The organism is Streptomyces sp. NPDC104367 (genome assembly GCF_055583825.1).
On sequence record NZ_JBVJND010000001.1, the window covers coordinates 235,036 to 258,055 of the forward strand.

Genomic DNA, 23,020 nt, shown 5'->3' on the forward strand with positions numbered 1-23,020 from the left:
CCCGTGACGACGGCCGTGACCGTGACCGAAAGCAGGACATCGATGTCCCTCGCCGCCGAACAGGGCCGCCCCTGGCTCTCGCCGCAGGACTGCGACCTCGACAGCTTCCGTGCGCTCGTCGAGCGGACCACCGACCCCGCCGCCTACCCGTACGCGTCCGCGGTCGAGCACGGCGTCCTCGTCTACGACAGCGAGCGGCTGCGCGCCGCCGACGCGCCGCACGGGGTGCGGGCCGAGCTGGTGCGGGCCCTGACCGACGGCCCGGGCGTCCTCGTCTTCCGGGGCGCCTTCCCCGACCCGGAGGTCGTCGACCGGGCCACGGCGGTGTTCGAGGCACTGATCTCGGAGCAGCGCGAGTCGGGTGCGCCGGCCGGCGACCACTTCGCCCGGCCGGGTGCCGACGAACGGGTCTGGAACGCCCTGGAGAAGACGGCGATCTACGACCCGGAGGCGTTCGCCGACTACTACGCCAACGACATCGTGGCCCTGGTCTCCCGGGCCTGGCTGGGCCCCGGCTACCAGATCACCTCGCAGGTCGACGTGGTCAACCCGGGCGGCGCGGCGCAGACCGCGCACCGCGACTACCACCTGGGCCTCCTCTCCGACGAGGCCGCCGCCGACTACCCGGCCCATGTGCACCGCCTCTCCCCCGCGCTCACCCTCCAGGGCGCGGTCGCGCACTGCGACATGCCGGCGGAGTCGGGGCCGACGATGTACCTGCCGTACTCGCAGACCTACGAGCAGGGCTACCTGGCCTGGCGGCGGCCGGAGTTCCGGACCTACTTCAAGGCACGTCACGTGCAGCCGCCGCTCGCCAAGGGTGACGCGGTGTTCTTCAACCCGGCGGTGTTCCACGCGGCCGGCACCAACCGGACCGTGGACGTGCGCCGCATGGCGAACCTGCTCCAGGTGTCCTCGGCGTTCGGGCGCGCGATGGAGAGCGTGGACCGGGAGGCGGTGGCCAACGCGGTCTACCCGGTGCTTCGCCGGCGGCGCTCGGCGGGGGCGGCCGAGGCGTGGCTGGAACACGTCGTCGCCGCGAGCGCCGAGGGCTACCCCTTCCCGGCCGATCTGGACAACGACCCGCCCGTCGACGGCCTGGCCCCGCCCTCGCAGGCCGACCTGGTGCGGCGCGCGCTGCGCGAGGACCGGGTCCCGCGGGTGCTGCGGGACGAGCTCCGGGCGGCCGCCGCCCGGCGCGACAGCTGAAGAAGACGCACGGCGGCGACCAAGCCCCACCGGCGACCGGGGTCCGGGACACGGCCACGGGGCCGGACCCCGACCGCAACCACACTCAAGGAAGCAGCGAAGCACATGCGCATCGGAATCCTCGGCCTCGGCCGCATCGGCGCCTTCCACGCCGAGACCCTCTCCGGACTCGACGCCGTCGAGTCGCTCGTCGTCACCGACCCGTTCGCGGACGCGGCCAAGGCCGCCGGCGAGCGCTTCGGCGCCGAGGTCGTGGACTCGCCCGAGGCCCTGCTGGCCGCCGGGGTGGACGGCATCGTGGTGGCCGCCGCCACCGACGCGCACCCGGCGCTGATCCTGGCCGGGGTGGAGGCCGGGGTCCCGGTCTTCTGCGAGAAGCCGGTCGCCAGGACCATGGCCGAGGGCGTCGAGGTCCTCAAGGCCGTCCAGGGCAGCGCGGTGCCGATCCAGATCGGCTACAACCGCCGCTTCGACACGGGCTTCGTGGCCGCGCGGGCCGCCGTCCAGGCCGGTGAGCTGGGCAAGCTGCACACCGTGCGGTCCACCACCCTGGACCCGGCGCCGCCGCCGGCCGCGTACGTCGCCGCGTCGGGTGGCATCTTCCGGGACTGCTCGGTCCACGACTTCGACATCATCCGCTGGGTGACCGGCCGTGAGGTCACCGAGGTGTACGCGGTCGGCGGCAACCGGGGTGCCGACTACATCAAGGACGCGGGCGACGCCGACACCACGGGCGCGCTGCTGACCCTGGACGACGGCACCATCGCGGTGATCTCCAACTCCCGCCACAACGCCCGGGGTTACGACGTCCGCATGGAGCTGCACGGCTTCAAGGACTCCATCGCCGTCGGCCTGGAGGACAAGCTGCCGCTGCGCTCGGTCGAGCCCGGCGTGACCTTCCCCGCGGGCACCCCGCACGACTTCTTCATGGACCGCTTCACGGCCGCCTACCGCGCCGAACTGACCGCGTTCACCGAGGTCGTCGCCGGCGCCCGGCCCTCCCCCTGCACGGTCGAGGACGCGCTGGAGGCCGGCTGGATCGCCGAGGCCTGCACGCTCTCCCTGCACGAGCACCGTCCGGTGACGATCGCGGAGGTGCGCGGCGCCTGAGACCCGGGCGGGCGGCGGGGCGGGGACCGGATCCACGGTCCCCGCCCCGCCGTCGTCGTCAGGGCCGCAGCCCGTCCACGATCAGGCCGAGAATGCGCTCGGCGCGGGCCCGGGCGTCACCGCGCGCCGGGTCGATCCGCCACAGGACGCCGAGCTGGAGGAGGACGTCCTCCGGGTCGACGCCGGACTTCAGCGAGCCGTCCGCCGCGCCCGCGTCGAGCAGGGTGGCGATGGCCCGGACGAACGGGCCGTACATCTCGTCCTCGGCGCCGCCGCCGGTCGCCGCGTGGACCACCTCGGAGACGCCGAACTTGAGCCGCCCGTAGTGGGCGACCTCGGCGAACCAGCGGCGCAGCGCCTCCCGCGGCGGATGCGTCCCGAGCAGTTCGGGGGCCAGGTCGACGAGGTGCTGGAGGTCGTGCCGGTACAGCTCCATGATCAGCGCCTCCCGGGTCGGGAAGTGCCGGTAGAGCGTGCCGATGCCGACGCCGGCCTTGCGGGCGATCGCGGAGAGCGAGGCCGTGCCGGAGTCGGCGAGCTCCGCCCGGGCCACGGAGAGGATGCGGTCGCGGTTGTCGCGGGCGTCCCTCCGGGTCGGCTTCGAGGGCTGCGGGTTCACGGTGTCGGTCGTCCGTCCGGTGTGGATTGCCATCCGGAGACCCCTCCGGTACGTTGGCAGACGTAGCGGAGGGGTCTCCGTTTCATCTGCCGATTCTGGCACATCCCACCGCACCCGTGGAGGTCGGTCATGCCCGAACTCGTTCTGGTGACCGGCGGCACCGGTTACATCGCCGGCTGGTGCGTCGCCGAGCTGCTGCGGCGCGGCTACGACGTACGGGCGACCGTGCGTGCGCCGGGCCGGGAGCGGGCGGTCACCGACGCCGTCTCGGCGGTCGTCGACCCGGCCGACCGGCTGGGCTTCGCCGTCGCCGACCTGACCTCGGACGACGGCTGGGACGCGGCGGTGAAGGGCGTCGACCGGGTGCTGCACGTGGCGTCCCCGCTGGGCGTGAGCGCGACGTCCCCCGATCTGGTCACCCCGGCCCGGGAGGGCACCCTGCGCGTGCTGCGGGCGGCCACCGCGGCGGGGGTGCGGCGGGTGGTGATGACGTCGGCCGCGAACGCCGCGAGCCCGTCGTCGTACGCCTCGGAGGGGGTCACGGACGAGACGCTGTGGACCGATCCGGAGGATCCGGCGCTGATCCCCTACCGGCGCTCCAAGACCCTCGCCGAGCTGGCCGCCTGGGAGTTCGTGCGGGGGTACGACGGGCCGACCGAGCTGACCACGGTGCTGCCCGGCGCGGTGTTCGGGCCGGTGCTGACCGCGGACACCGCCGGTTCCGTCGGGATCGTGGCCCGGATGCTCTCCGGGGCGATGCCCGGGGTACCGCGGATCGGTCTGGAGGTCGTGGACGTCCGGGACCTGGTCGACATCCACCTCAGGGCGATGACCTCACCGGCCGCGGCGGGCGAACGCTTCCTCGCCACCGGCGGGTTCATGTGGATGGCGGACATGGCCCGGGTGCTGCGGGAGGGGCTCGGCGAGCGCGGCCGACCGGTCCCCACCCGCCGCCTCCCGGACTTCGCGGTGCGCCTCGCGGGCCCGGTTCCGCGACCCCGCGCTGCGCGAGATCACCCCGGCGCTGGGCCGCCGCAACCGGCACAGCACCGAGAAGGCGGCCCGGCTGCTGGACCGGCGTCCGCGCCCCGCCCGGGAAGCGGTGCTCGACTGCGCCGAGAGCCTGCTGGCGCACGGCGCGGTCGGGCTGCGCGCGGCCTAGAGGCCGTAGCGGACGGCGAACTGGTCCGGGTCGTAGGTGTCGCGGTCCGGGTCGTGCTCGGTGGCCGGCCTGGTCTCCACCATGTCCTGCGGGCGGATCCGCTCCGGCAGCGCGCCGAAACGCTCCTTGCGCAGTACCGCGTCGGCCGAGGTCTCCTCGTAGGTCATGCTCGCCTCCCCGTCGTCACGCACGCGACGCGTGCACCTGGTGAACGCCCGCGCCCCGGCGGGTGTTCCCGAGCCCTCCGGGGCACACGGCCCTCGGCCCGGACACCGCAGACCCACGGGAACCGCCGGACGCCCACCGCACCACCGCGCCCCCGCGCCGCCACCGGCCTCGGCACTCGAAGCGACAGCGACAGCGACAGCGACAGCGACAGCGACAGCAGCCCCGACACGGGCACCGGCACCGGCACCGGCTCCGTTACGCCGGTGGACCGTTCGCGCCTCAGTCGCGCGCCGGCCCCGCCCGGAAGCGGTCGGGCGGGGCGCCCTCGGTCAGGACTTCCCCTCGGGACCGCCCGCCACGGGCGCGGTGAGGTCCTCCTCCTCGGGAAGCTCCTCCGTGTCGACACCGCGGACCTGGGACAGTTCGTGCTTGAGGGCCGCGAGTTCGGCGCCGCCGGCCATGTGGTTGGTGAGTTCCTCCAGCGTGATCTCGCTGCGCTCGGCGGAGAGTTCGAGGGTGCCGAGCCGCAGGACGCTGAAGTGGTCGCCGACCATGTAGGCGTGGTGCGGGTTGTGGGTGATGAAGATGACGCCCAGGCCGCGCTCGCGGGCGGCCGCGATGTACTTCAGGACCACGCCGGACTGCTTGACGCCGAGCGCGGCGGTCGGCTCGTCCAGGATGAGCACACGGGCGCCGAAGTACACCGCGCGGGCGATGGCCACGCACTGGCGCTGGCCGCCGGAGAGGGTGCCGATGGGCTGCTCCAGGTCGTCCAGGACGATGCCCATGTTGCGCAGCTCGCGGTCGGCGGTCTCCTTCATCCTCGTGATGTCCAGCCGCCGCACGGGCCAGGGGCCCCTGGTCATCTCGGAGCCGAGGAAGAAGTTCCGCCAGACCGGCATCAGCGGGACGGTGGCGAGGTCCTGGTAGACGGTGGCGATGCCCTTGTCGAGGGCCTCGCGCGGGCTGGAGAAGCGCACCGGCTCCCCGTCGACCAGGAAGTCGCCCTCGGTGTGCTGGTGCAACCCCGAGATGATCTTGATCAGGGTGGACTTGCCCGCCCCGTTGTCACCGAGGACACAGGTCACCCGGTCGGGGAAGACCTTGAGGTCGACGCCGTGCAGGGCGCGGACGTTGCCGTACGACTTGCCCGTCCCGCGCAGTTCGACGATGGGGCCGCCGTCGGCGGGCGCCTGGTCCTGGAGGACGGCACCGTGGGTTCCGGTTCCGTTGTCTGTCATCGGGTCACCTCCTGGTCGCAGTGCGCTGGACCCACAGATTGATCATGACGGCGCCGAGCAGCATGACGCCGAGGAAGGCCTTGAACCAGTCGGGGTTCCAGCCCGCGTAGACGATGCCCTGCTGCACCATGCCGAACATGAAGGCGCCGAAGACCGGGCCGATCGCCGAACCGGCGCCGCCGGTCAGCAGGCAGCCGCCGATCACGGCCGCGGAGATGTAGATCAGCTCCTGCCCGACGCCCTCGCCGGACTGCACGGTGTTGAAGGAGAACAGCTGGTGCATGCCGACGAACCAGGCGCCGAAGCCGACCAGCATGAACAGCGAGATCTTGGTGAAGGTCACCGGGACGCCCACGGCCCGCGCGGAGTCCTTGTTGCCGCCCACCGCGAAGACCCAGTTGCCGTACCTGGTGCGCAGCAGCACCCAGGTGGCGAGGGCCGCGAAGACCAGCCACCAGACGATGGTGATCTTCACGTTGACGCCGCCGACGTCGAAGCTGGAGGCGAAGATGCTCTTCACCTGGTCGAAGCCGTCCATGTTGCTGATGTCGTCGGTGGCGACGTTGCCGGTCACGAGCTTGGTGACGGCGAGGTTGACGCCCTGGAGGATGAGGAAGCTGCCCAGGGTGATCAGGAAGGAGGGCAGTCCGGTGCGCACCACCAGCCAGCCGTTGAGGAACCCGATCGCCAGCGACACGACGAGGGCCGCGATCACGCCCACCCACACGTTCAGGGAGAGCTGGTAGGCCAGCATCGACGCGGTCAGCGCGGAGGTGATCACCGCGACACCGGCCGAGAGGTCGAACTCGCCGCCGATCATCAGCAGGGCGACCGGCAGGGCCATGATGCCGATGGTCGAGGACTGGTAGAGGATGTTCGCCATCGAGCTGGCCTCGCGCACCGGCGGCGCCGCGACCAGGAAGAAGACGTACACCGCGACGGCGCCGAGGAAGACGCCCACCTCGGGGCGGGCCAGCAGGCGCACCACCGGGGAGCGCTGTGCGGTGCGGCCGTCCTTCTCCTTGCCGCCGGGTGCCGGCGGTGCGGAGACCGCCGGCTCGGTGTGCTGGGTCATGCTCATCACCGGGTGCCCTTCGCGGCGAAGGCGGCGACCTTGTCGACGTTGGACTTGTCCACGAAGGCCGGACCGGTCAGCACCGGCTGCTCGCCGCCGCCCATGTAGTTGCCGTTGTTCTTGTACAGCCACAGCGAGTCGACCGCCAGGTAGCCCTGGAGGTAGGGCTGCTGGTCCACGGCGAACTCGATGGTGCCCTTGCTGATGGCTCCCGTCAGGTCCTTGTTGAGGTCGAAGGTGGCGATCTTCGCCTTGCTGCCCGCGTCGGACACCGACTGCACGGCGATCAGCGCGATCGGGGCGCCGAGCGTGATCACGTGGTCCACGGAGGTGTCCTGCTTGAGCTTGGCGGTGATCGTCGACTTCACCGAGGTCGGGGACGTGCCGTCGACGTACAGGGTCTCCGTCGTGCCCGAGAACGTCTTCTTCACTCCGTCGCAGCGCTGGGTCAGGCCGACGTTGCCCTGCTCCTGGATGACACAGACGACCTTCTTCGCGCCTTCCGTGTTCAGCCTGTTGCCGAGCGCCTCGCCCGCCACCGTCTCGTCCTGGCCGAAGAACTCCAGCAGACCGAGCTTCTTCCAGTCGCTCACCCCGGAGTTGAGCCCGACGACGGGGATGTCCGCCGAGGTGGCCTTGGCGACGACCGCCTTGAGGGCGTCCGGCTTGGCGAGGGTGACGGCGATCCCGTCGACCTTCTGGTCGATCGCGTTCTGCACCAGGTTGGCCTGGTTGCCGGCGCTCGGGTCGGAGGAGTAGACCAGCTTGATGTTGTCCTTGGCGGCCGCGGCCTCGGCGCCCTTGCGGACGATGTCCCAGAAGGTGTCACCGGGCGACTGGTGGGTGACCAGCGCGACCGTCATCCGGGGGGTGCTCGCCTTGCCCGCGGCCGCGGAGGCACCTGTCTCCTCGGACTTCTTTCCTCCGGAGCTGCTGGAGCAGCCGGCGAGGGTCAGGGCTGCCGCCGCGGCGACGGCCACGAACGGGGCCAGCCGGCGCGAACGGGAGTGGGAAGAACGGTCCATCTTTCCTGCACCTCACTGTGCTGCGGTGGAAAGGAAGGGGGTTGTGCGTTGGGACGGGATACAAGTCCCTGTGAGGCCCGGTGTCAATACTTTGTTAAGACATCATTTCACATTCAGGTCCGAATGTAAGTACAAACCATTGACAGCGCGACCCGCCCCGATCTACACCTGAGGGGCGTCCCGCCCATTCCCAGGAGCCTTGTATGACCCAGCCGGCAGCACGGGCCTTCACGTCGTCACGACGGGCCGTCTCCGAAGACTCCGAATGCGATGTCTACCCGTTCCCGCCGGACGTACCCCTGACGCCGACGGCCACCACCGACCCGTCCGAATGAGGTTGCCATGAGCCAGCCGACCACCCGCCTGACCGTCGCCCAGGCGCTGGTGCGGTTCCTGTCCGTCCAGTACACCGAGCGCGACGGCGTCCGGCACCGGCTGATCGCCGGCACCTGGGGCATCTTCGGCCACGGCAACGTCGCCGGGATCGGCCAGGCGCTCCTGGAGTACGGCGACGTCATGCCGTACCACCAGGGCCGCAACGAGCAGTCGATGGTGCACGCGGCGGTCGGCCACGCCCGCCAGCTGGACCGGCTCTCCGCGCAGGCGGTGACCACCTCCATCGGTCCGGGCGCCACCAACCTGGTGACCGGTGCCGCCCTCGCCACCGTCAACCGGCTGCCGGTGCTGCTGCTGCCCGGCGACTACTTCGCGAGCCACGCGCCCGACCCGCTGCTCCAGCAGCTGGAGCACCCCACCGAGTTCGACGTCTCGGTGAACGACACCCTGCGCCCGGTCTCCCGCTATTTCGACCGGATCACCCGCCCCGAGGCGCTGATCCCGTCCGCGCTCAACGCCATGCGGGTCCTCGCCGACCCGGCCGAGACCGGCGCGGTCACCCTCGCCCTCCCCCAGGACGTCCAGGCCCAGGCCTACGACTGGCCCGAGGAGTTCTTCGCCGAGCGCGTCTGGCGGGTGCGCCGCCCGGCCCCCGACCCCGCCGAGCTGGCGGACGCCCTGGCCGCCGTGCGGGCCGCCCGGCGTCCTCTCGTGGTGGCGGGCGGCGGGGTCCACCACAGCCGCGCCGAGGACGCCCTGAAGGCCTTCGCGGAGGCGACCGGCATCCCGGTCGCCTCGACCCAGGCGGGCAAGGGCTCGCTGCGCCACGACCATCCGGCCGACCTCGGCGGCATCGGCCACACCGGGACCGCCGTCGCCGACGAACTGGCGCGCACCGCCGACCTGGTGATCGGTGTCGGCACCCGGTACACGGACTTCACCACGGCCTCGGGCACCCTCTTCCTCGGAGCGGACGTCCGCTTCCTCAACGTCAACATCACCGGCTTCGACGCCCACAAGCTGGCCGCGCGGACGCTGGTGGCGGACGCGCGGACGGCGCTGGAGGCGCTCACGGAGGGGCTCCGGGACCACCGGGTGGACGCGGCCTACGAGGCCGAGTACCGGGCGGGCAAGGAGCGCTGGGACGCGGTCGTCGAGGCCGCCTACCGCGCGGACGACGAGGACGCCGTGCCGACCCAGACCCAGGTGCTCGGCGCCCTGGACGCCGTCGTGGGCGATGACGACGTTGTCATCAACGCGGCCGGCTCGCTCCCCGGCGACCTGCACAAGCTGTGGCGGGCCCGCTCGCCGCGCCAGTACCACCTGGAGTACGGCTACTCCTGCATGGGCTACGAGATCCCGGCCGGCATCGGCGTCCAGCAGGCCGCCCCGCACGTGGCGGTCTGGTCGCTGGTCGGCGACGGGACCTATCTGATGATGCCGACCGAGATCGTCACCGCCGTCCAGGAGGGCCTGCCCGTCAACCTGGTCCTGATCCAGAACCACGGCTACGCCTCCATCGGCGGCCTGTCCGAGACGGTGGGCGGCGAGCGGTTCGGCACCGCCTACCGCTACCGCTCGGCGGACGGCACCTTCGGCGGGGCGCCGCTGCCGGTGGACCTCGCCGCCAACGTCGCCAGCCTCGGCATGGAGGTGCTGCGCGCGAAGACCGTGCGCGAGCTGCGCGAGGCGCTCGCCGCGGCCCGCGCGAGCGACCGGCCGACGTGCGTGTACGTCGAGACCGACCCGGCGCCCACCGCTCCCCCGGCCGAGGCCTGGTGGGACGTGCCGGTCGCCGAGACCGCCTCCCGCGCGGCCGCCGTCCGGGCCCGCGAGGACTACGACCGGCAGGTCGCCGACCGCCGCCGGCACCTGTGAACCCCCCGACCCGAGCTCTGGAAGGAGGTGTCCCGGTGGCCAGAACCGGTGATTCCGCCCGCGCCGTGACCGTCTCGGCGCTCGACACCCTGGACTTCGCCCTGGACCGCGGCAGCCCGGTGCCGCTCTACTACCAGCTCGCCCAGCAGCTGGAGGAGGCCATAGAGCACGGCGTGCTCGCCCCGGGGAACCTGCTGGGCAACGAGATCGACCTGTCGGTGCGCCTGGGCCTGTCCCGGCCGACGGTCCGCCAGGCCATCCAGTCCCTGGTCGACAAGGGGCTGCTGGTGCGGCGCCGGGGCGTGGGCACCCAGGTGGTGCACAGCCAGGTCAAGCGCCCCCTGGAGCTGAGCAGCCTCTACGACGACCTGGAGTCGGCCGGGCAGGGCCCCACCACCCGGGTGCTGCGCAACGAGCGGATCCAGGCGACCGCCGAGGTCGCCGCCGCGCTCGGCATCGCGGAGGGCGCCGAGGTGGTCGTCCTGGAGCGGCTGCGCTGCACGCACGGCCAGCCGGTGGCGTTCCTCTGCAACTACCTGCCCGCCACCCTGCTCGAACTGGACACCGAGCGCCTGGAGTCGACCGGCCTGTACCGGATGATGCGCACGGCCGGCATCACCCTGCACAGCGCCCGGCAGACCGTGGGCGCCCGCAGCGCCACCGCCGAGGAGGCCGCCCGCCTCGACGAGAAGGAGGGCGCCGCCCTGCTCACCATGCGGCGCACCGCCTACGACGACACGGGCCGGCCGGTGGAGTACGGCAGCCACGTCTACCGGGCGTCCCGCTACGCCTTCGACTTCCAGCTGCTGGTGCGGCCCTGACGGGACGCAGTCGCAGGTCCGCGGCGGGAAACCAACACGCCCGCACACGAGCCCCCACGGTGTTTGTCCTGTGGGGGCTCTGTCATACCGCTTTGTTCAACAAATCGGCAGGCAACCATGTCGATTACGTTTCGGGCAAGAGACGGGCGAGAGAGACGCAGGCTATTGACGCATGAGCGGACAAGCGGCTGTTATTGCGCCCACGATGTTCGGCCGAGTTGATTTCTGATCGGTTTCGGGACCTTTCGAAGATCAGCTCTTCCCCTTGCCGAACCCTGTACTCAGGAGCCGCCATGCGCATCTCCCCGTCCGGTCTTCACGTGCCGGGTCCGAGCCGCCGTAACGTCCTGCGCGGTGCCGGTTCGGCCGCCCTTCTGGCCGGCGCCGGCATACCCCTGCTGTCGGCCTGCGGCGGCAGCGGGTCCTCCTCCGACCCGAAGACCGTCACCCTCGGCTCCAACGGCTCCGACGCCGTCCCGAAGAAGGCCTACGCGGAGATGTACGCGACCTTCAAGAAGCAGTCGGGCATCACCGTCGATGTCAACACGAAGGACCACAACACCTTCCAGGAGCAGATCAACTCCTATCTGCAGGGTACGCCGGACGACGTTTTCAACTGGTTCGCGGGCTACCGCATGCAGTTCTTCGCGAAGAAGGGCCTGGCGACCCCGATCGACGAGGTCTGGGACAAGATCGGGGACAACTTCCCCGACGCCATGAAGAAGCTCAGCAAGGGCGAGGACGGCAAGTACTACTTCGTGCCGCTGGACACCTACCCCTGGGCGATCTTCTACCGCAAGAGCGTCTTCAAGCAGTACGGCTACACCGTCCCCACCACCTGGGACGCCTTCGTGGCCCTGTGCAAGCAGATGAAGAAGGACAACCTGGTCCCGATCGCCTTCGGCGACAAGGACGCGTGGCCGGCGATGGGCACCTTCGACCAGCTGAACTTCCGCGTCAACGGCTACGACTTCCACGTCGAGCTGATGGCGGGCAAGGCGTCCTGGACCGACTCCAAGGTGAAGGCCGTCTTCGACCACTGGAGCGAGATCCTCCCCTACCACCAGGACGGCTTCATGGGCCGCACCTGGCAGGACGCCGCGCAGACCCTGGTGGCGAAGAAGGCCGGCATGTACCTGCTCGGCTCGTTCGTGGCCCAGCAGGTCACCAAGCAGGAGGACCTCGACGACCTCGACTTCTTCGCCTTCCCGGAGATCAACTCCGAGTTCGGCCAGGACACCGTCGAGGCGCCCACCGACGGCTACATGGTCAGCAAGGCTCCGAAGAACAAGTCCGGCGCCTTCAAGCTCATGGAGTACCTCGGCACCCCGGACGCCGAGCAGATCTACCTCAAGGCCGACTCCAGCGTCGTCGCCGCCTCCTCCAAGGCGGACACCTCGTCGTACACCGCCCTCCAGAAGAAGGCGTACGACATGATCAGCAACGCCAAGAGCCTGACCCAGTTCATGGACCGCGACTCCCGGCCGGACTTCACCTCCACGGTGATGCAGCCCGCCCTGCAGAAGTTCCTGCAGAACCCGAAGGGTGTCGACAGCCTGCTCTCGTCCATCGAGCGCCAGAAGAAGACGATCTTCGCGTCCGAGTGAGACTGCTGAATGACGACTGACACCACCACGAAGTCCCAGGAGGCGGCCGCCGTGCCGCCTCCTGGGCGCGCGTCCGAGAAGAAGCGGGTCCCGCAGGGGCACAAGCGCCTGCTGACCCGCCGTGACCGGATCACGCTCGCCTTCATGGCCGGCGTGCCCACGGTCCTCCATGTGGTCCTCGTCTGGGTGACCGCGCTCGCCTCGATCCTCCTCGCCTTCACGACGTGGGACGGCATCGGCTTCGACTCCATCAAGTGGGTCGGGCTGGACAACTTCAAGCAGCTCTTCAACGACAACCCGCAGTTCTGGCCCGCCGTCGAGCACAACGTCATCTGGTTCGTGGTGCTCATCCTGATTCCGACGCCGTTCGGCCTGTTCCTGGCCGTGCAGCTGGACAAGAGGATCAGGTTCACCCGGGTCTACCAGACGGCGTTCTTCCTCCCGGTCGTCATCTCGATGGCGTGCATCGGGTTCGTCTGGCAGCTGATCTACAACCCGGACACGGGTCTGATCAACAGCCTCATCGGCGCCAACAAGCCCGGCCACTACATCGACTGGATCGGCGACCCGAACCTCAACCTGTGGGCCGTGCTGATCGCCGCGTCCTGGCGGCACGCCGGCTACATGATGATCCTGTACCTGGCCGGCCTCAAGAGCGTCGACCCGTCGCTGCGGGAGGCCTCGGCCCTCGACGGCGCCAACGAGTGGCAGACGTTCAAGAACGTCATCTTCCCGACGCTGCGCCCGACCAACACGGTCGTACTGGTCGTGACCATCATCGAGGCGCTGCGCGCCTTCGACCTGGTCTTCGTCTTCAACAAGGGCGCCCAGGGCACCGAGCTGCTGTCGATCCTGGTGACCAACAACATCATCGGCGAGTCCAGCCGCATCGGCTACGGTTCCGCGATCGCCGTGGTGCTGCTGGTCATCTCGCTGATCGTGATCATTCCCTACCTGATCGCGACCTTCCGGAAGGAGCGGCGCGCATGAGCACCGTGAGCGCGCTGGCCAAGCAGCGCAACCCGATCCGCCCGGCCCGCGTCCTGCTGCACGTCTTCCTGGCGGGAACGGCCCTGGCGTGGCTCGCCCCGCTGCTGTGGGCGGTCTTCTCGGCGCTGCGTCCGTACAGCGAGACCAGCAACGACGGCTACGTGTCCTGGCCGCACACGCTGAACCTGGACAACTTCAAGAACGCGTTCACGCAGTCGGGCATGACGCACTACTTCGTGAACACGCTGCTCATCGCGGTCCCCGCGGTGCTGCTGACGCTGTTCCTGTCGTCGATGGTCGCGTTCTACGTCAGCCGCTTCGACTTCCGGGTCAACCTGGCGCTGCTGCTGGTCTTCACCGCCGGCAACCTGCTGCCGCAGCAGGTCATCATCACCCCGCTCTACCGGATGTACCTGCTGACGAACCTGCCGGGCATCACGGCGAGCGGCAAGCTGTACGACTCGGCGCTCGGCCTGGTGCTGATCCACGTGGCGTTCCAGTCCGGGTTCTGCGCGTTCGTGCTCAGCAACTACATGCGTTCGCTGCCGCACGAGCTGACGGAGGCCGCGCTGGTGGACGGCGCGTCGGTGTGGCGGCTGTACTGGCAGATCACCCTGCCGCTGTGCCGGCCGGCGATGGCGGCCCTGGCGACCCTGCTGTCGATCTGGATCTACAACGACTTCTTCTGGGCGCTGGTGCTGATCTCGACCGGTGAGAACATGCCGATCACCTCGGCGCTGAACAACCTCTCCGGCCAGTACTTCACCGACCCGAACCTGGTCGCCGCCGGTTCGCTGCTCACCGCGATCCCGACGCTGGTCGTGTACTTCGTGCTCCAGAAGCAGTTCGTCAGCGGTCTGACCCTGGGCTCCGCCAAGGGCTGATCCAGCCTCGTTCGAAAGAGAACCCCGTGCACAACCCGTTCACCCCGGTCGCCTCCGTGCCCGTGGACACACGCACCGCCCGTGTCCACGAGGAGGGCTGGCAGTCCTGGTCGCCGAGCGGCTCCTACGCCCTCGGCGCCTCCCCCCACCGTCCGACGAACGACAACTGGGCGACCGTCTGCTACCGCCCCGGCCGTACCGTGCCCGCCGGGTCCTTCCAGGGCGAGGGCCTGCTGGCGCTCGACCCGGGCGACGGTTCCCCGGCCCGGCTCTGGGCGGCGGCCGACCCGCTGCACGAGGTCCCGTCGATCCGGCTGACCGCCGCGGGCGGTGTCGCGGAGGTCGAGTCCGACGGGCCGGTCAAGGAGTGGACCGGCCCGGACATCCCGTCCGTGCTGACCGGCTGGGCCGACGCGCAGGCCCTGCCGGCGCCCCGCCCGGCACCCACCGTCTGGTGCTCCTGGTACGAGTACTTCACGGCCGTCACCGAGGACGACATCCACGAGAACCTCCGTGCGATGGACACCCTCGACCTGCCGATCGACGTGGTGCAGATCGACGACGGCTACCAGAAGGCGCTGGGCGACTGGCTCACGCTCTCCGGCCGCTTCCGCTCCCGGCGGGGCATCGCCGACGCCATCCACGCCCGCGGCCGCCGGGCGGGCATCTGGACCGCGCCCTTCCTGGTCGACCCGGCGAGCGACCTCGCCGCCGGGCACCCGGACTGGCTGGTCCGCGACGCGGGCGGCGCACCACTGCACGCGGGCCGCAACTGGGGCCACGACCTCCACGTCCTGGACACCACCCACCCGGCCGCCGCGGCCTACCTCACCGAGGTCTTCACGACGCTGCGCGCCGAGGGCTACGACTACTTCAAGACCGACTTCCTCTACGCGGGCGCCCTGGACGGCGTACGGCACTCGGGCGCGGACGCGCTCACCGCCTACCGGCTCGGCGTCGCCCTGATCCGGGAGGCGATCGGCGCGGACGCCTACCTGCTCGGCTGCGGCGCGCCGGTCCTCCCCTCGATCGGCCTGTTCGACGCGATGCGGGTCAGCCCCGACACGGCCCCGCACCGCCGCCCCGAGGCCGACGACTTCAGCCAGCCCGGCCAGGACCCGGCCGAGTTCACCGGCGTCGGCCGCCAGTGGCAGCACGGCCGCCTGTGGACCAACGACCCCGACTGCCTGATGGCCCGCCCCGCCGTGGAGAGCCGCGAGCGCTGGGCGGCCCATGTGGAGGCCGTCGGCGGTCTGGTCGCCTCCAGCGACCGCCTGCTCTCCCTCGACCAGTGGGGCGTGGAGACGACCCGCCGCCTTCTGACCGGAGCCGACCGATGAGTTCACCGCTGAGCGACCGTACCCTCGACGTCCCCGGCATCGCCTACGGCGGCGACTACAACCCCGAGCAGTGGCCCGAGGAGGTGTGGGCCGAGGACGTCCGCCTGATGCGCGAGGCGGGCGTGAACATGGTCAGCGTCGGCATCTTCTCGTGGGCGCTGATGGAACCGTCCCAGGGCGTGTACGACTTCTCCCGCATGGACCGGATCCTCGGCCTCCTGCACGAGAACGGCATCGCCGCCGACCTCGCCACCCCCACGGCCGCCCCGCCAGCCTGGTTCTTCCGCGCCCACCCCGAGGCGCTCCCGGTGGACCACGACGGCCGCACCCTGTCGTACGGCAGCCGTCAGACGTTCTGCCCGAGCAGCCCCGCCTACCGCGAGGCCGCGCTGCGCATCGCGGGCGCGATCGCCGAGCGGTACGCGGACCACCCGGCGGTGCGGATGTGGCACGTCCACAACGAGTACGGCTGCCACAACGCGGCCTGCTACTGCGACACCAGCGCGGTCTCCTTCCGGGTCTGGCTGCGCGCCCGGTACGGCGACGACCTGGCCGCCCTCAACCACGCCTGGGGCACCACCTTCTGGAGCCAGTGGTACTACGACTGGGACGAGATCCTGCCGCCCCGCGCGACCGGCGCCGTGCCCAACCCGACGCACCAGCTGGACTGGCGGCGGTTCTGCTCGGACGAACTGCTGTCGCTGTACAAGGCGGAGCGGGACGTCCTCCGGGAGGCGGCCCCCGCCATCCCCGCCACCACCAACTTCATGGTGATGCAGAACTTCGACGCCCTCGACTACTGGCGGTGGGCGCCGGAGCTGGACGTGGTGTCCAACGACCACTACCTGATCTCCACCGACCCGGAGTCGGAGATCGACGTCGCCCTCAGCGGCGATCTGACACGCTCGCTGGCGGGCGGGCCGTGGCTGCTGATGGAGCACTCCACGGGCGCGGTCAACTGGCAGCCCGTCAACCGGGCCAAGAATCCTGGAGAGTTGCGCCGCAACGCGCTCGCGCATGTGGCGCACGGCGCGGACGGCATCGCGTACTTCCAGTGGCGGGCGGCGAAGGCGGGGGCCGAGCAGTGGCACTCGGCGATGCTGCCGCACGCCGGCACCGACAGCCGGATCTGGCGTGACGTGGTCCGGCTGGGCGCGGATCTGCGGGCGTTGGCCGAGGTGCGCGGCAGCAGCGGCACCGCCGAGGTCGCCATCGTCTGGGACTGGGACGCCCGTTGGGCGGTCGAGCTGCCTTCGCAGCCCAGCGAGGCGCTGCGCTACCAGGACGTCGTGCGCACCTGGTACGAGCCGCTGTGGCGGGCCGGCGTGGCGGTGGACTTCGTCCGCCCGGACGCGGACCTGTCGGCGTACAGGGCGGTGCTGGCGCCGAGCCTGTACCTGGTCGACGACGCGGGCGCGGCCAACCTCTCGGCGTTCGCCGAGGGCGGCGGCAGCCTCGTGATCGGCTTCCACAGCGGTGCGGTGGACGAGAACTGCCATGTGCGCCTGGGCGGTTACCCGGGCGCCTTCCGCGACCTGCTGGGCGTGTACACGGACGAGCTGTTCCCGCTGCTGCCCGGACAGCGGGTGGCGCTCAGCGAGGGCGGCACCGGGTCGCTCTGGTCCGAGCGGGTGCGGCTGGAGGGCGCCGAGGCGGTCACGTCGTTCGCCGACGGCCCGCTCTCCGGCGTCCCCGCGGTGACCCGGCACGGCCACGGCTCGGGCAGCGCCTGGTACGTGGCGACGCTGCCGGACGCGGACACCCTCGCGGGGCTGCTGGACCGGGTCCGCGCGGAGGCGGGCGTGGCCGCGGGACGGGTCGCCCCGGCCGGTGTCGAGGTGGTCGTACGGCGTGGCCCGGACGCGGACTTCGTGTTCGTCATCGACCACGCGGGGCACGGGGCGCGGGTCGCGGTGGCCGGGGGTTGTGTGGAGCTGCTGTCCGGGAAGCCGGCCGACGGGAGCGTCGTCGTGGCCCCGGGCGACGTCGCCGTCGTACGGGAGCCCCGGGGCTAGCGCGCGCGTACGCGAAGTCCCGCGCCCCACGAGGCAGATCCCAGGGGGCGCGGGGCTTCCGCGTCACCTGGCGGCGAACGGGCCCTCCAGGGCCGCCCACTGGAGAAGCATGATGGTCTTGGCGTCGGCGATCTCGCCGGTGCGGATCATCTCCAGGGCGCGCCGGAAGGGGAGTTCGAGGCTCTCGATGTCCTCGCCCTCCTCGTCCAGGCCGCCGCCCTCGTGGGTGCGGGTCGAGGGGCCGTAGGACGCCGCGTAGAACGAGAGGCGTTCGGTGACCGAGCCGGGGCTCATGTAGACGTCGAAGACGTGCTGGACCTCGCCGACGGTGTGGCCGGTCTCCTCGACGACCTCGCGGCGGACCGCGTGCTCCGGGTGCTCGGCCTCGTCGTCCAGGAGGCCGGCCGGGGTCTCGACGAGCATGCCGTCGGGGTGGCCGTTGACGTAGGCCGGGAAGCGGAACTGGCGGGTGAGCAGGACGGTTTCGCGCTCCGCGTCGTAGAGGAGGAGCGTGGCGCCGTTGCCCCGGTCGTGGGTCTCGCGCTCCTCGGTGTGCCAGGTGCCGTCGGTGTGCTGGAGGTCGAAGGTGGTGGCCCGTTCGACGTACCAGTGGCTGGAGAGCAGTCTCACCTCCCGGACCTTCACACGCGGGTTGCCGGTCAGGTCCAGGCCGGTGCGGTCCAGGCCGGTGCGGCCCCGGCGGTCGGGGGTGTCGGCGCCGGCGGTCATCGGGTGCCGGCCGGGCGGGCGGGGGCGTTCAGGTGGCTCATGATCACCTGTCTACCACCCGCCCGTGTCCGGCGGGCGTCCCGTCAGTGCGCTTCGGCCCGCGCGGGGTCCTCGTCGAGGAAGCCGCCCGACTGGTGCTGCCAGAGCTTGGCGTAGGCGCCTTCCGCGGCGAGCAGTTCGTGGTGCGTGCCTTGTTCGACGATGCGGCCGCGGTCGAGGACCACCAGCCGGTCCATGGAGGCGACCGTGCTCAGCCGGTGCGCCACCACCAGGGCCGTGCGCCCCTCCATGAGCCGCCACAGCGCCTCCTGGACGAGGAGTTCGCTCTCCGAGTCCAGCGCGCTGGTCGCCTCGTCCAGGAGCAGGATCGGGGCGTCCCGGAGGATCGCGCGGGCGAGGGCGACCCGCTGGCGCTGGCCGCCGGAGAGCTTGATGCCGCGCTCCCCCACCATGGTGTCGAAGCCGTCGGGCAGCGCGTCGGCGAACTCCGTGACGTGCGCGGCCTCGGCGGCCAGCCGGATCTCGGCGTCGGTGGCGCCGGGCCGGGCGAAGGCGATGTTGTCGCGCAGGGTGCGGTGGAACATGGCCGGGTCCTGCGGGACGTAGGCGATCTGGCTGCGCAGGTCGGCCTGGCGCAGCCGGCTGATGTCCTGGCCGCCGATGGTGATCCGGCCGCCGTCGAGGTCGGTCATCCGCAGCAGCAGCCGGGTCAGGGTGGTCTTGCCACCGCCGGACCGGCCGACGAACCCGAACTTCGAGCCGCTGGGCACGTCCAGTTCGAGCCCCTCGAACAGCGGTTTCGCGCCGGCGTGGGTGAAGGAGACCTTCTCGAAGCGGACCCCGGCGGCCCGGGGGGCGAGCGGTTCCGGCAGCTCGGGGTCGAGCACGGTCGGCGGGTCGAGGAGCAGCTCGGTGAACTGGGCCGCCTCCGTCATGGAGCTCTCGATGCGCCGGTAGATCTGGTTGAACTCGAACATGATCCGGGTGGCGTTGGAGTAGTACGTGAAGGCGACCACGACCGCCTCCACGCTGTGTCCGCCGCCCGCCAGCACCACCGCGAGCAGCAGGCCCAGCGCGTTGGTGGCCACCGACATGGGCGCGACGAACGTGTCGATGCGCAGGTTGCCGTAGTCCCAGGAGCGCAACTGGCGCCGCCGTGACTCGGCGACCCGGGAGCGGTGTTCGGCGGCCTCGCGCTCCTCGGCGGCGAACGCCCGGACCGTGTCCATGTTCATCAGGCTGTCGGCGACGTGCCCCGACACCCGGGCGATGGCCTCCTCGCGCTGGGCGACCAGGCGCTGCCGGTGGCGGATCAGCGGCACCACGCACGCGCCGGTCACCGTGATCATCGCCAGCAGCCCGACGACCAGCAGCGGTTCGTAGCGCCACAGCACGACCGAGCCGAACGCCAGCGGTACGAAGCTGCCGACGATGTTGAAGGTCAGTGTGTCGGCGAACTCCTCGAAGCGGGTGGCGAAGCTCAGCACCCGCTTGGTGAGCGAGCCGGCGAAGTTGTCGTGGAAGAACGACGCGTCCTTGGCGAACAGTTCGTCCATTCCGATGACGTACAGGTGCTCGATGCCGAGGGCGTCCAGGCGGTTCAGGCAGTGCAGACCGATCCGCCAGAGCGTCTCCGCCAGCAGCAGCACAGCGCAGAAGGCGAGGACGTACGGCAGGGCGGCGGCGAGGCCCAGCCCCCGGTCGTCACCGTCGGCGATGCGGCCGACGAGCTTGGCCACCACCAGCGGGGCCAGGTAGTTGATCCCGATGTTGCCCAGCGCCGGCAGCAGCGTTCCGGGCAGCGTGAGCCACTTGAGCCGGGCCAGCTCCCGTCCGTAGTAACGAAGCGCGAGCAGGACCGCGCCCTGTCGGGGTCCGGTCGCAGGTAAATCGACAGAGGATGTCATCTCAACCCTGTGTAGTCGTCGTACGGCATGCCGAGTCGGCCGCCGCAGGTCCGCGACGGCCTGATATCGGCAGGTCAGGAACGGTCAGTGTGACGCGTCGGCACAGCCCGCGTCCAAGCGTTTTCCGGACGACCGTCGATTACTCAGAGCTACCCAGGGGCCAGAGGTGACGGGTGTGCCGCGCTCCCGGCGGCCCGCGCCCCTCAGCCGGTGTGGGCTTCCACCGCTCCGATGATCTCGGGCCAGAGTTCGCGGGGGCGGTCGTGGCCCATGTCGGGGACGAGCAGGAGCGTGGCGCCGGGGATGAGCTCCGCGGTGCGCCGGCCGCCGCTGACGTCGATGAGGGTGTCGTCCAGGCCGTGGATGACCAGGGTGGGCACCCTCAGTTCGCGCAGCGCGTCCGCGCGGGAGCCGCCGAGGATGATCGCGCCGAGCTGACGGCCGGCCCCGGCGGGGTAGTGGGCCCGGTCGTAGCTCCGGGCGGCCAGGTCGCGGACGGCCGCGGGGTCGCCGTAGCGCCGGGAGGCCCAGACCAGGTCCCGCTCCGCCGCCACGATGTACCCCTCGCGGTCGGCCGGCTTCGGGGTGAGCAGCACCACCTGGGCCTCGGGGCTCGCCTGGCCGTACTCGCTCTCGCCGGTCGAGGACATCATGGATGTCAGGGTCAGCACCCGCTCCGGCCGGATGATGGCCATCGTCTGGGCGATCATGCCGCCCATCGACGCGCCGACCACGTGCGCCCGCTCGATGCCGAGCGCGGTGAGCAGCCCGAGGCCGTCCTCGGCCATGTCCCGCAGTCCGTAGGGGACCATCGCGAGGGCGGCGGGAAGGTCGCCCGCACTCACGGCGGCGACGAACCGGCCGACGTCGACGGGGTGGTCGTCGAACCGGGTGGACAGGCCGCTGTCGCGGTTGTCGTACCGGATCACATGCCGGCCGCGGTCCGCCAGCGCCCGGCAGAAGTCCTCGTGCCAGGCGATCAGCTGGGCGCCGAAGCCCATCACCAGCAGCACCGCGGGATCCGCGGGATCGCCGAAGCTGTCGTAGGCGAGGGAGACTCCGGGGGACACTTCGACGATCGGCATATGCCGATCCTGCCAGGCCCGGCCGCCGCGGCGCACGCGGATTCCCCGCCGCCGTCTCCTGACAGGAAACTCCGGTGACTGCGGCAGAATGACCCGCATGAGCGCTGAGCCCGACGCCGACGACGTGGAACCCGCCTGGCCGAAGCGGGAGATCGACCCGGCCGCCCCGGCCCCCGTCACCGGGGAGCTGGAGGCCACCATCGCCCGCCAGGTGCGCCGGTACCGGCAGGCCGCCCGGCTCTCCGTGGCCGAGGCGGCGGCCCGGGTGGGGGTCTCCAAGGCCATGCTCTCCAAGATCGAGAACGCCCAGACCTCGTGCAGCCTCACCACCGTCGCCCGGCTGGCGGCGGGGCTGAACGTGCCGGTCACCGCGCTGTTCCGGGGCGCGGACGTCGAGCGGGACGCCGTCTTCGTGCCGGCCGGCCACGGAGCACAGATCTCCCGTCGCGGCAGCCACGTCGGACACCACTACTCGCTCCTCGGCGCGCTGCGCGGCCCGCACAAGCGGATGGAGGCGGTGCTGGTGACCCTCACCGAGTCCAGCGAGGTCTTCCCGCTCTTCCAGCACCCCGGCACTGAACTGCTGTACATGATCGAGGGGACGATGGTCTACGGCCACGGGGAGGCCCGCTACACCCTGCGCCCCGGCGACGCGCTCCAGTTCGACGGCGAGGGCACGCACGGACCGGAGGAACTCGTCGAACTCCCCATCCGCTTCCTGTCCGTCACCGCCTACGGGGACAGCCTCCCGACCTGACGGCCCCCGCCGGACGGCGACAGGATCTGAACCTGCGACTCCTTGAGCCACAGGAGCAGGGGGTGACACGATCATGCTGCCGGCACGGACCGGACGCCGCCCGAGTCCCGGCTCCAGCCGTCAGAACCGGGTCACAGGGCGCTGTCAGAGGCGGCGGGCACACTGCGCAGTATGAACTTGGTGACCGCGCACGACCACGCCTGGATCCGCGCCTCGCCGCTCTTCCGCCACATGAGGGAGAGCGGATACACCTTGACACTCGTACGGGGACGGAACCCGCAGGAGGTACTGCGTGCGATGGAGGCGGAACCGCGCGGCACCGGGGAGGGTACGGCCGGGCTGATCGAGGCGGATGAAACTCACCGTGCCGAGGCGGATGACGACTACTGGGACGAGTCCTACGTCGCGGGCGCCTTCAAGGCCCCGGGCGAGGGCGGTGACTGGACAGTCGTGCTCGGCTTTGACGGTGGTCTTGGGATGCCGTGTGCGCAGACGCTGTCGGAGGGCGGCCGGGTCGTGGCGCACTCGAGCAACGGCGGCAAGCCCATCCACCTCTTCCACTGGTTCGAGGACGGTGAGCTCCGTACGACGTTTGAGGGCCCCTCGTCGCGCGACGGCGGGAGCCCCGATGAACTGGTTCCCTTGTTGCGGGAAGTCGGCTTCCCCCTGACTTCCGAGGGAGAGCGCGACGAGGACGCCCCGGCTGTCGACGGGAAGGCGGCGGTCTTCGCTCTGGCCGAGAGACTCACAGGCGTACGCGTCACCGAATCCCTTCTTCAGGACGCCCGGTACGAACTGGGGCTCGTCCCCGAACGGCCCGCTGAGGAGTGGACCGGCCTGGTCATCGACATCACCGATGCCCATGGAGAACGTCTGTACAAGGAATGGACCTACGAGCAGATCGCGGCGGCCTCCGACCGCGCACGGGCGGAGGCGAACGCGCCTGTCGTGATCACCTGCAACAGGCCTCTCGCCATGGACCGTCCGGAACACGAGACGGGTGAGTAGCGGACGAACGCGTGGAGGGTGCCCCTGGGCACCCTCCACCCTCTCCGAGGGACA

19 protein-coding genes and 1 pseudogene are annotated in these 23,020 nt (G+C 71.0%); 12 read left to right on the forward strand and 8 right to left on the reverse strand.

Annotated elements, in window-relative coordinates; all coding sequences use genetic code 11:
• The first annotated feature begins 42 nt into the window (after window positions 1-42).
• Window positions 43-1,209, forward strand: a complete 1,167-nt coding sequence (locus tag ACZ619_RS01040) for a phytanoyl-CoA dioxygenase family protein (RefSeq protein ID WP_469593254.1) — start codon at window positions 43-45, stop codon at window positions 1,207-1,209.
• 105 nt (window positions 1,210-1,314) lie between these two features.
• The gene (locus tag ACZ619_RS01045; protein WP_469592664.1) at window positions 1,315-2,319 is read left to right on the forward strand and encodes a Gfo/Idh/MocA family protein; all 1,005 of its coding nucleotides are present in this window, start codon (window positions 1,315-1,317) and stop codon (window positions 2,317-2,319) included.
• 58 nt (window positions 2,320-2,377) lie between these two features.
• On the opposite strand, the gene ACZ619_RS01050 is transcribed toward ACZ619_RS01045, so the two are convergent.
• On the reverse strand, window positions 2,378-2,971 hold the full coding sequence (locus tag ACZ619_RS01050) for a TetR/AcrR family transcriptional regulator (protein WP_469592666.1): 594 nt from the start codon (window positions 2,969-2,971) through the stop codon (window positions 2,378-2,380).
• 96 nt (window positions 2,972-3,067) lie between these two features.
• On the opposite strand from ACZ619_RS01050, the pseudogene ACZ619_RS01055 reads away from it, so the two are divergent.
• Window positions 3,068-4,100: pseudogene (locus ACZ619_RS01055) on the forward strand (NAD-dependent epimerase/dehydratase family protein).
• On the opposite strand, the gene ACZ619_RS01060 reads toward ACZ619_RS01055, so the two are convergent.
• The 4 genes from ACZ619_RS01060 to ACZ619_RS01075 all read right to left on the reverse strand — a co-directional run bounded on the left by ACZ619_RS01060 (window position 4,097) and on the right by ACZ619_RS01075 (window position 7,609).
• A complete protein-coding gene (locus ACZ619_RS01060; RefSeq protein ID WP_469592667.1) occupies window positions 4,097-4,291 on the reverse strand; it encodes a hypothetical protein in 195 nt (64 codons plus the stop codon). The pseudogene ACZ619_RS01055 and the gene ACZ619_RS01060 overlap by 4 nt on opposite strands.
• 306 nt (window positions 4,292-4,597) lie before the next feature.
• Window positions 4,598-5,509, reverse strand: coding sequence for an ATP-binding cassette domain-containing protein (locus ACZ619_RS01065; RefSeq protein ID WP_469592669.1), 912 nt, complete (start codon window positions 5,507-5,509; stop codon window positions 4,598-4,600).
• Between the two features lie 4 nt (window positions 5,510-5,513).
• A complete protein-coding gene (locus ACZ619_RS01070) occupies window positions 5,514-6,590 on the reverse strand; it encodes an ABC transporter permease (protein WP_469592671.1) in 1,077 nt (358 codons plus the stop codon).
• The gene (locus ACZ619_RS01075; RefSeq protein ID WP_469592673.1) at window positions 6,590-7,609 is read right to left on the reverse strand and encodes a sugar ABC transporter substrate-binding protein; all 1,020 of its coding nucleotides are present in this window, start codon (window positions 7,607-7,609) and stop codon (window positions 6,590-6,592) included. The genes ACZ619_RS01070 and ACZ619_RS01075 overlap by 1 nt, the downstream gene beginning before the upstream one ends.
• A 342-nt stretch (window positions 7,610-7,951) precedes the next feature.
• On the opposite strand from ACZ619_RS01075, the gene iolD reads away from it, so the two are divergent.
• The 7 genes from iolD (at window position 7,952) to ACZ619_RS01110 (ending at window position 17,480) form a co-directional block, all read left to right on the forward strand.
• Entirely contained in the window at window positions 7,952-9,823 is a 1,872-nt protein-coding gene (gene iolD / locus ACZ619_RS01080) for a 3D-(3,5/4)-trihydroxycyclohexane-1,2-dione acylhydrolase (decyclizing) (protein WP_469592675.1), read from the forward strand.
• 35 nt (window positions 9,824-9,858) lie between these two features.
• Window positions 9,859-10,644 carry a GntR family transcriptional regulator gene (locus tag ACZ619_RS01085; RefSeq protein WP_469592677.1) on the forward strand — a complete coding sequence of 262 codons (786 nt, stop codon included), beginning with the start codon at window positions 9,859-9,861 and terminating at the stop codon, window positions 10,642-10,644.
• Window positions 10,645-10,937: 293 nt separating this feature from the next.
• The gene (locus ACZ619_RS01090) at window positions 10,938-12,251 is read left to right on the forward strand and encodes an ABC transporter substrate-binding protein (protein ID WP_469592679.1); all 1,314 of its coding nucleotides are present in this window, start codon (window positions 10,938-10,940) and stop codon (window positions 12,249-12,251) included.
• Window positions 12,252-12,260: 9 nt separating this feature from the next.
• Window positions 12,261-13,241, forward strand: coding sequence for a carbohydrate ABC transporter permease (locus ACZ619_RS01095; protein WP_469592681.1), 981 nt, complete (start codon window positions 12,261-12,263; stop codon window positions 13,239-13,241).
• On the forward strand, window positions 13,238-14,125 hold the full coding sequence (locus ACZ619_RS01100) for a carbohydrate ABC transporter permease (protein WP_469592683.1): 888 nt from the start codon (window positions 13,238-13,240) through the stop codon (window positions 14,123-14,125). Before ACZ619_RS01095 ends, ACZ619_RS01100 begins: the two co-directional genes overlap by 4 nt.
• Before the next feature lie 26 nt (window positions 14,126-14,151).
• The gene (locus tag ACZ619_RS01105; protein WP_469592684.1) at window positions 14,152-15,465 is read left to right on the forward strand and encodes a glycoside hydrolase family 36 protein; all 1,314 of its coding nucleotides are present in this window, start codon (window positions 14,152-14,154) and stop codon (window positions 15,463-15,465) included.
• Window positions 15,462-17,480 carry a beta-galactosidase gene (locus tag ACZ619_RS01110; RefSeq protein ID WP_469592686.1) on the forward strand — a complete coding sequence of 673 codons (2,019 nt, stop codon included), beginning with the start codon at window positions 15,462-15,464 and terminating at the stop codon, window positions 17,478-17,480. Before ACZ619_RS01105 ends, ACZ619_RS01110 begins: the two co-directional genes overlap by 4 nt.
• A 63-nt stretch (window positions 17,481-17,543) precedes the next feature.
• Here ACZ619_RS01110 and ACZ619_RS01115 read toward each other — a convergent pair whose 3' ends face one another.
• From ACZ619_RS01115 to ACZ619_RS01125, 3 genes are all read right to left on the reverse strand, one after another.
• Window positions 17,544-18,209 (reverse strand): NUDIX domain-containing protein, encoded by a 666-nt coding sequence (locus ACZ619_RS01115; protein WP_469592688.1) that lies wholly within the window; start codon window positions 18,207-18,209, stop codon window positions 17,544-17,546.
• Between the two features lie 83 nt (window positions 18,210-18,292).
• Window positions 18,293-20,116: an ABC transporter ATP-binding protein gene (locus tag ACZ619_RS01120; protein ID WP_469592690.1), complete on the reverse strand. Its 1,824-nt coding sequence runs from the start codon at window positions 20,114-20,116 to the stop codon at window positions 18,293-18,295.
• A gap of 203 nt (window positions 20,117-20,319) precedes the next feature.
• Window positions 20,320-21,201, reverse strand: a complete 882-nt coding sequence (locus tag ACZ619_RS01125) for an alpha/beta fold hydrolase (protein WP_469592692.1) — start codon at window positions 21,199-21,201, stop codon at window positions 20,320-20,322.
• Between the two features lie 97 nt (window positions 21,202-21,298).
• On the opposite strand from ACZ619_RS01125, the gene ACZ619_RS01130 reads away from it, so the two are divergent.
• Window positions 21,299-21,958, forward strand: a complete 660-nt coding sequence (locus ACZ619_RS01130; protein WP_469592694.1) for a helix-turn-helix domain-containing protein — start codon at window positions 21,299-21,301, stop codon at window positions 21,956-21,958.
• 171 nt (window positions 21,959-22,129) lie between these two features.
• Entirely contained in the window at window positions 22,130-22,966 is an 837-nt protein-coding gene (locus ACZ619_RS01135) for a DUF6461 domain-containing protein (RefSeq protein ID WP_469592696.1), read from the forward strand.
• Window positions 22,967-23,020 lie beyond the last annotated feature (54 nt).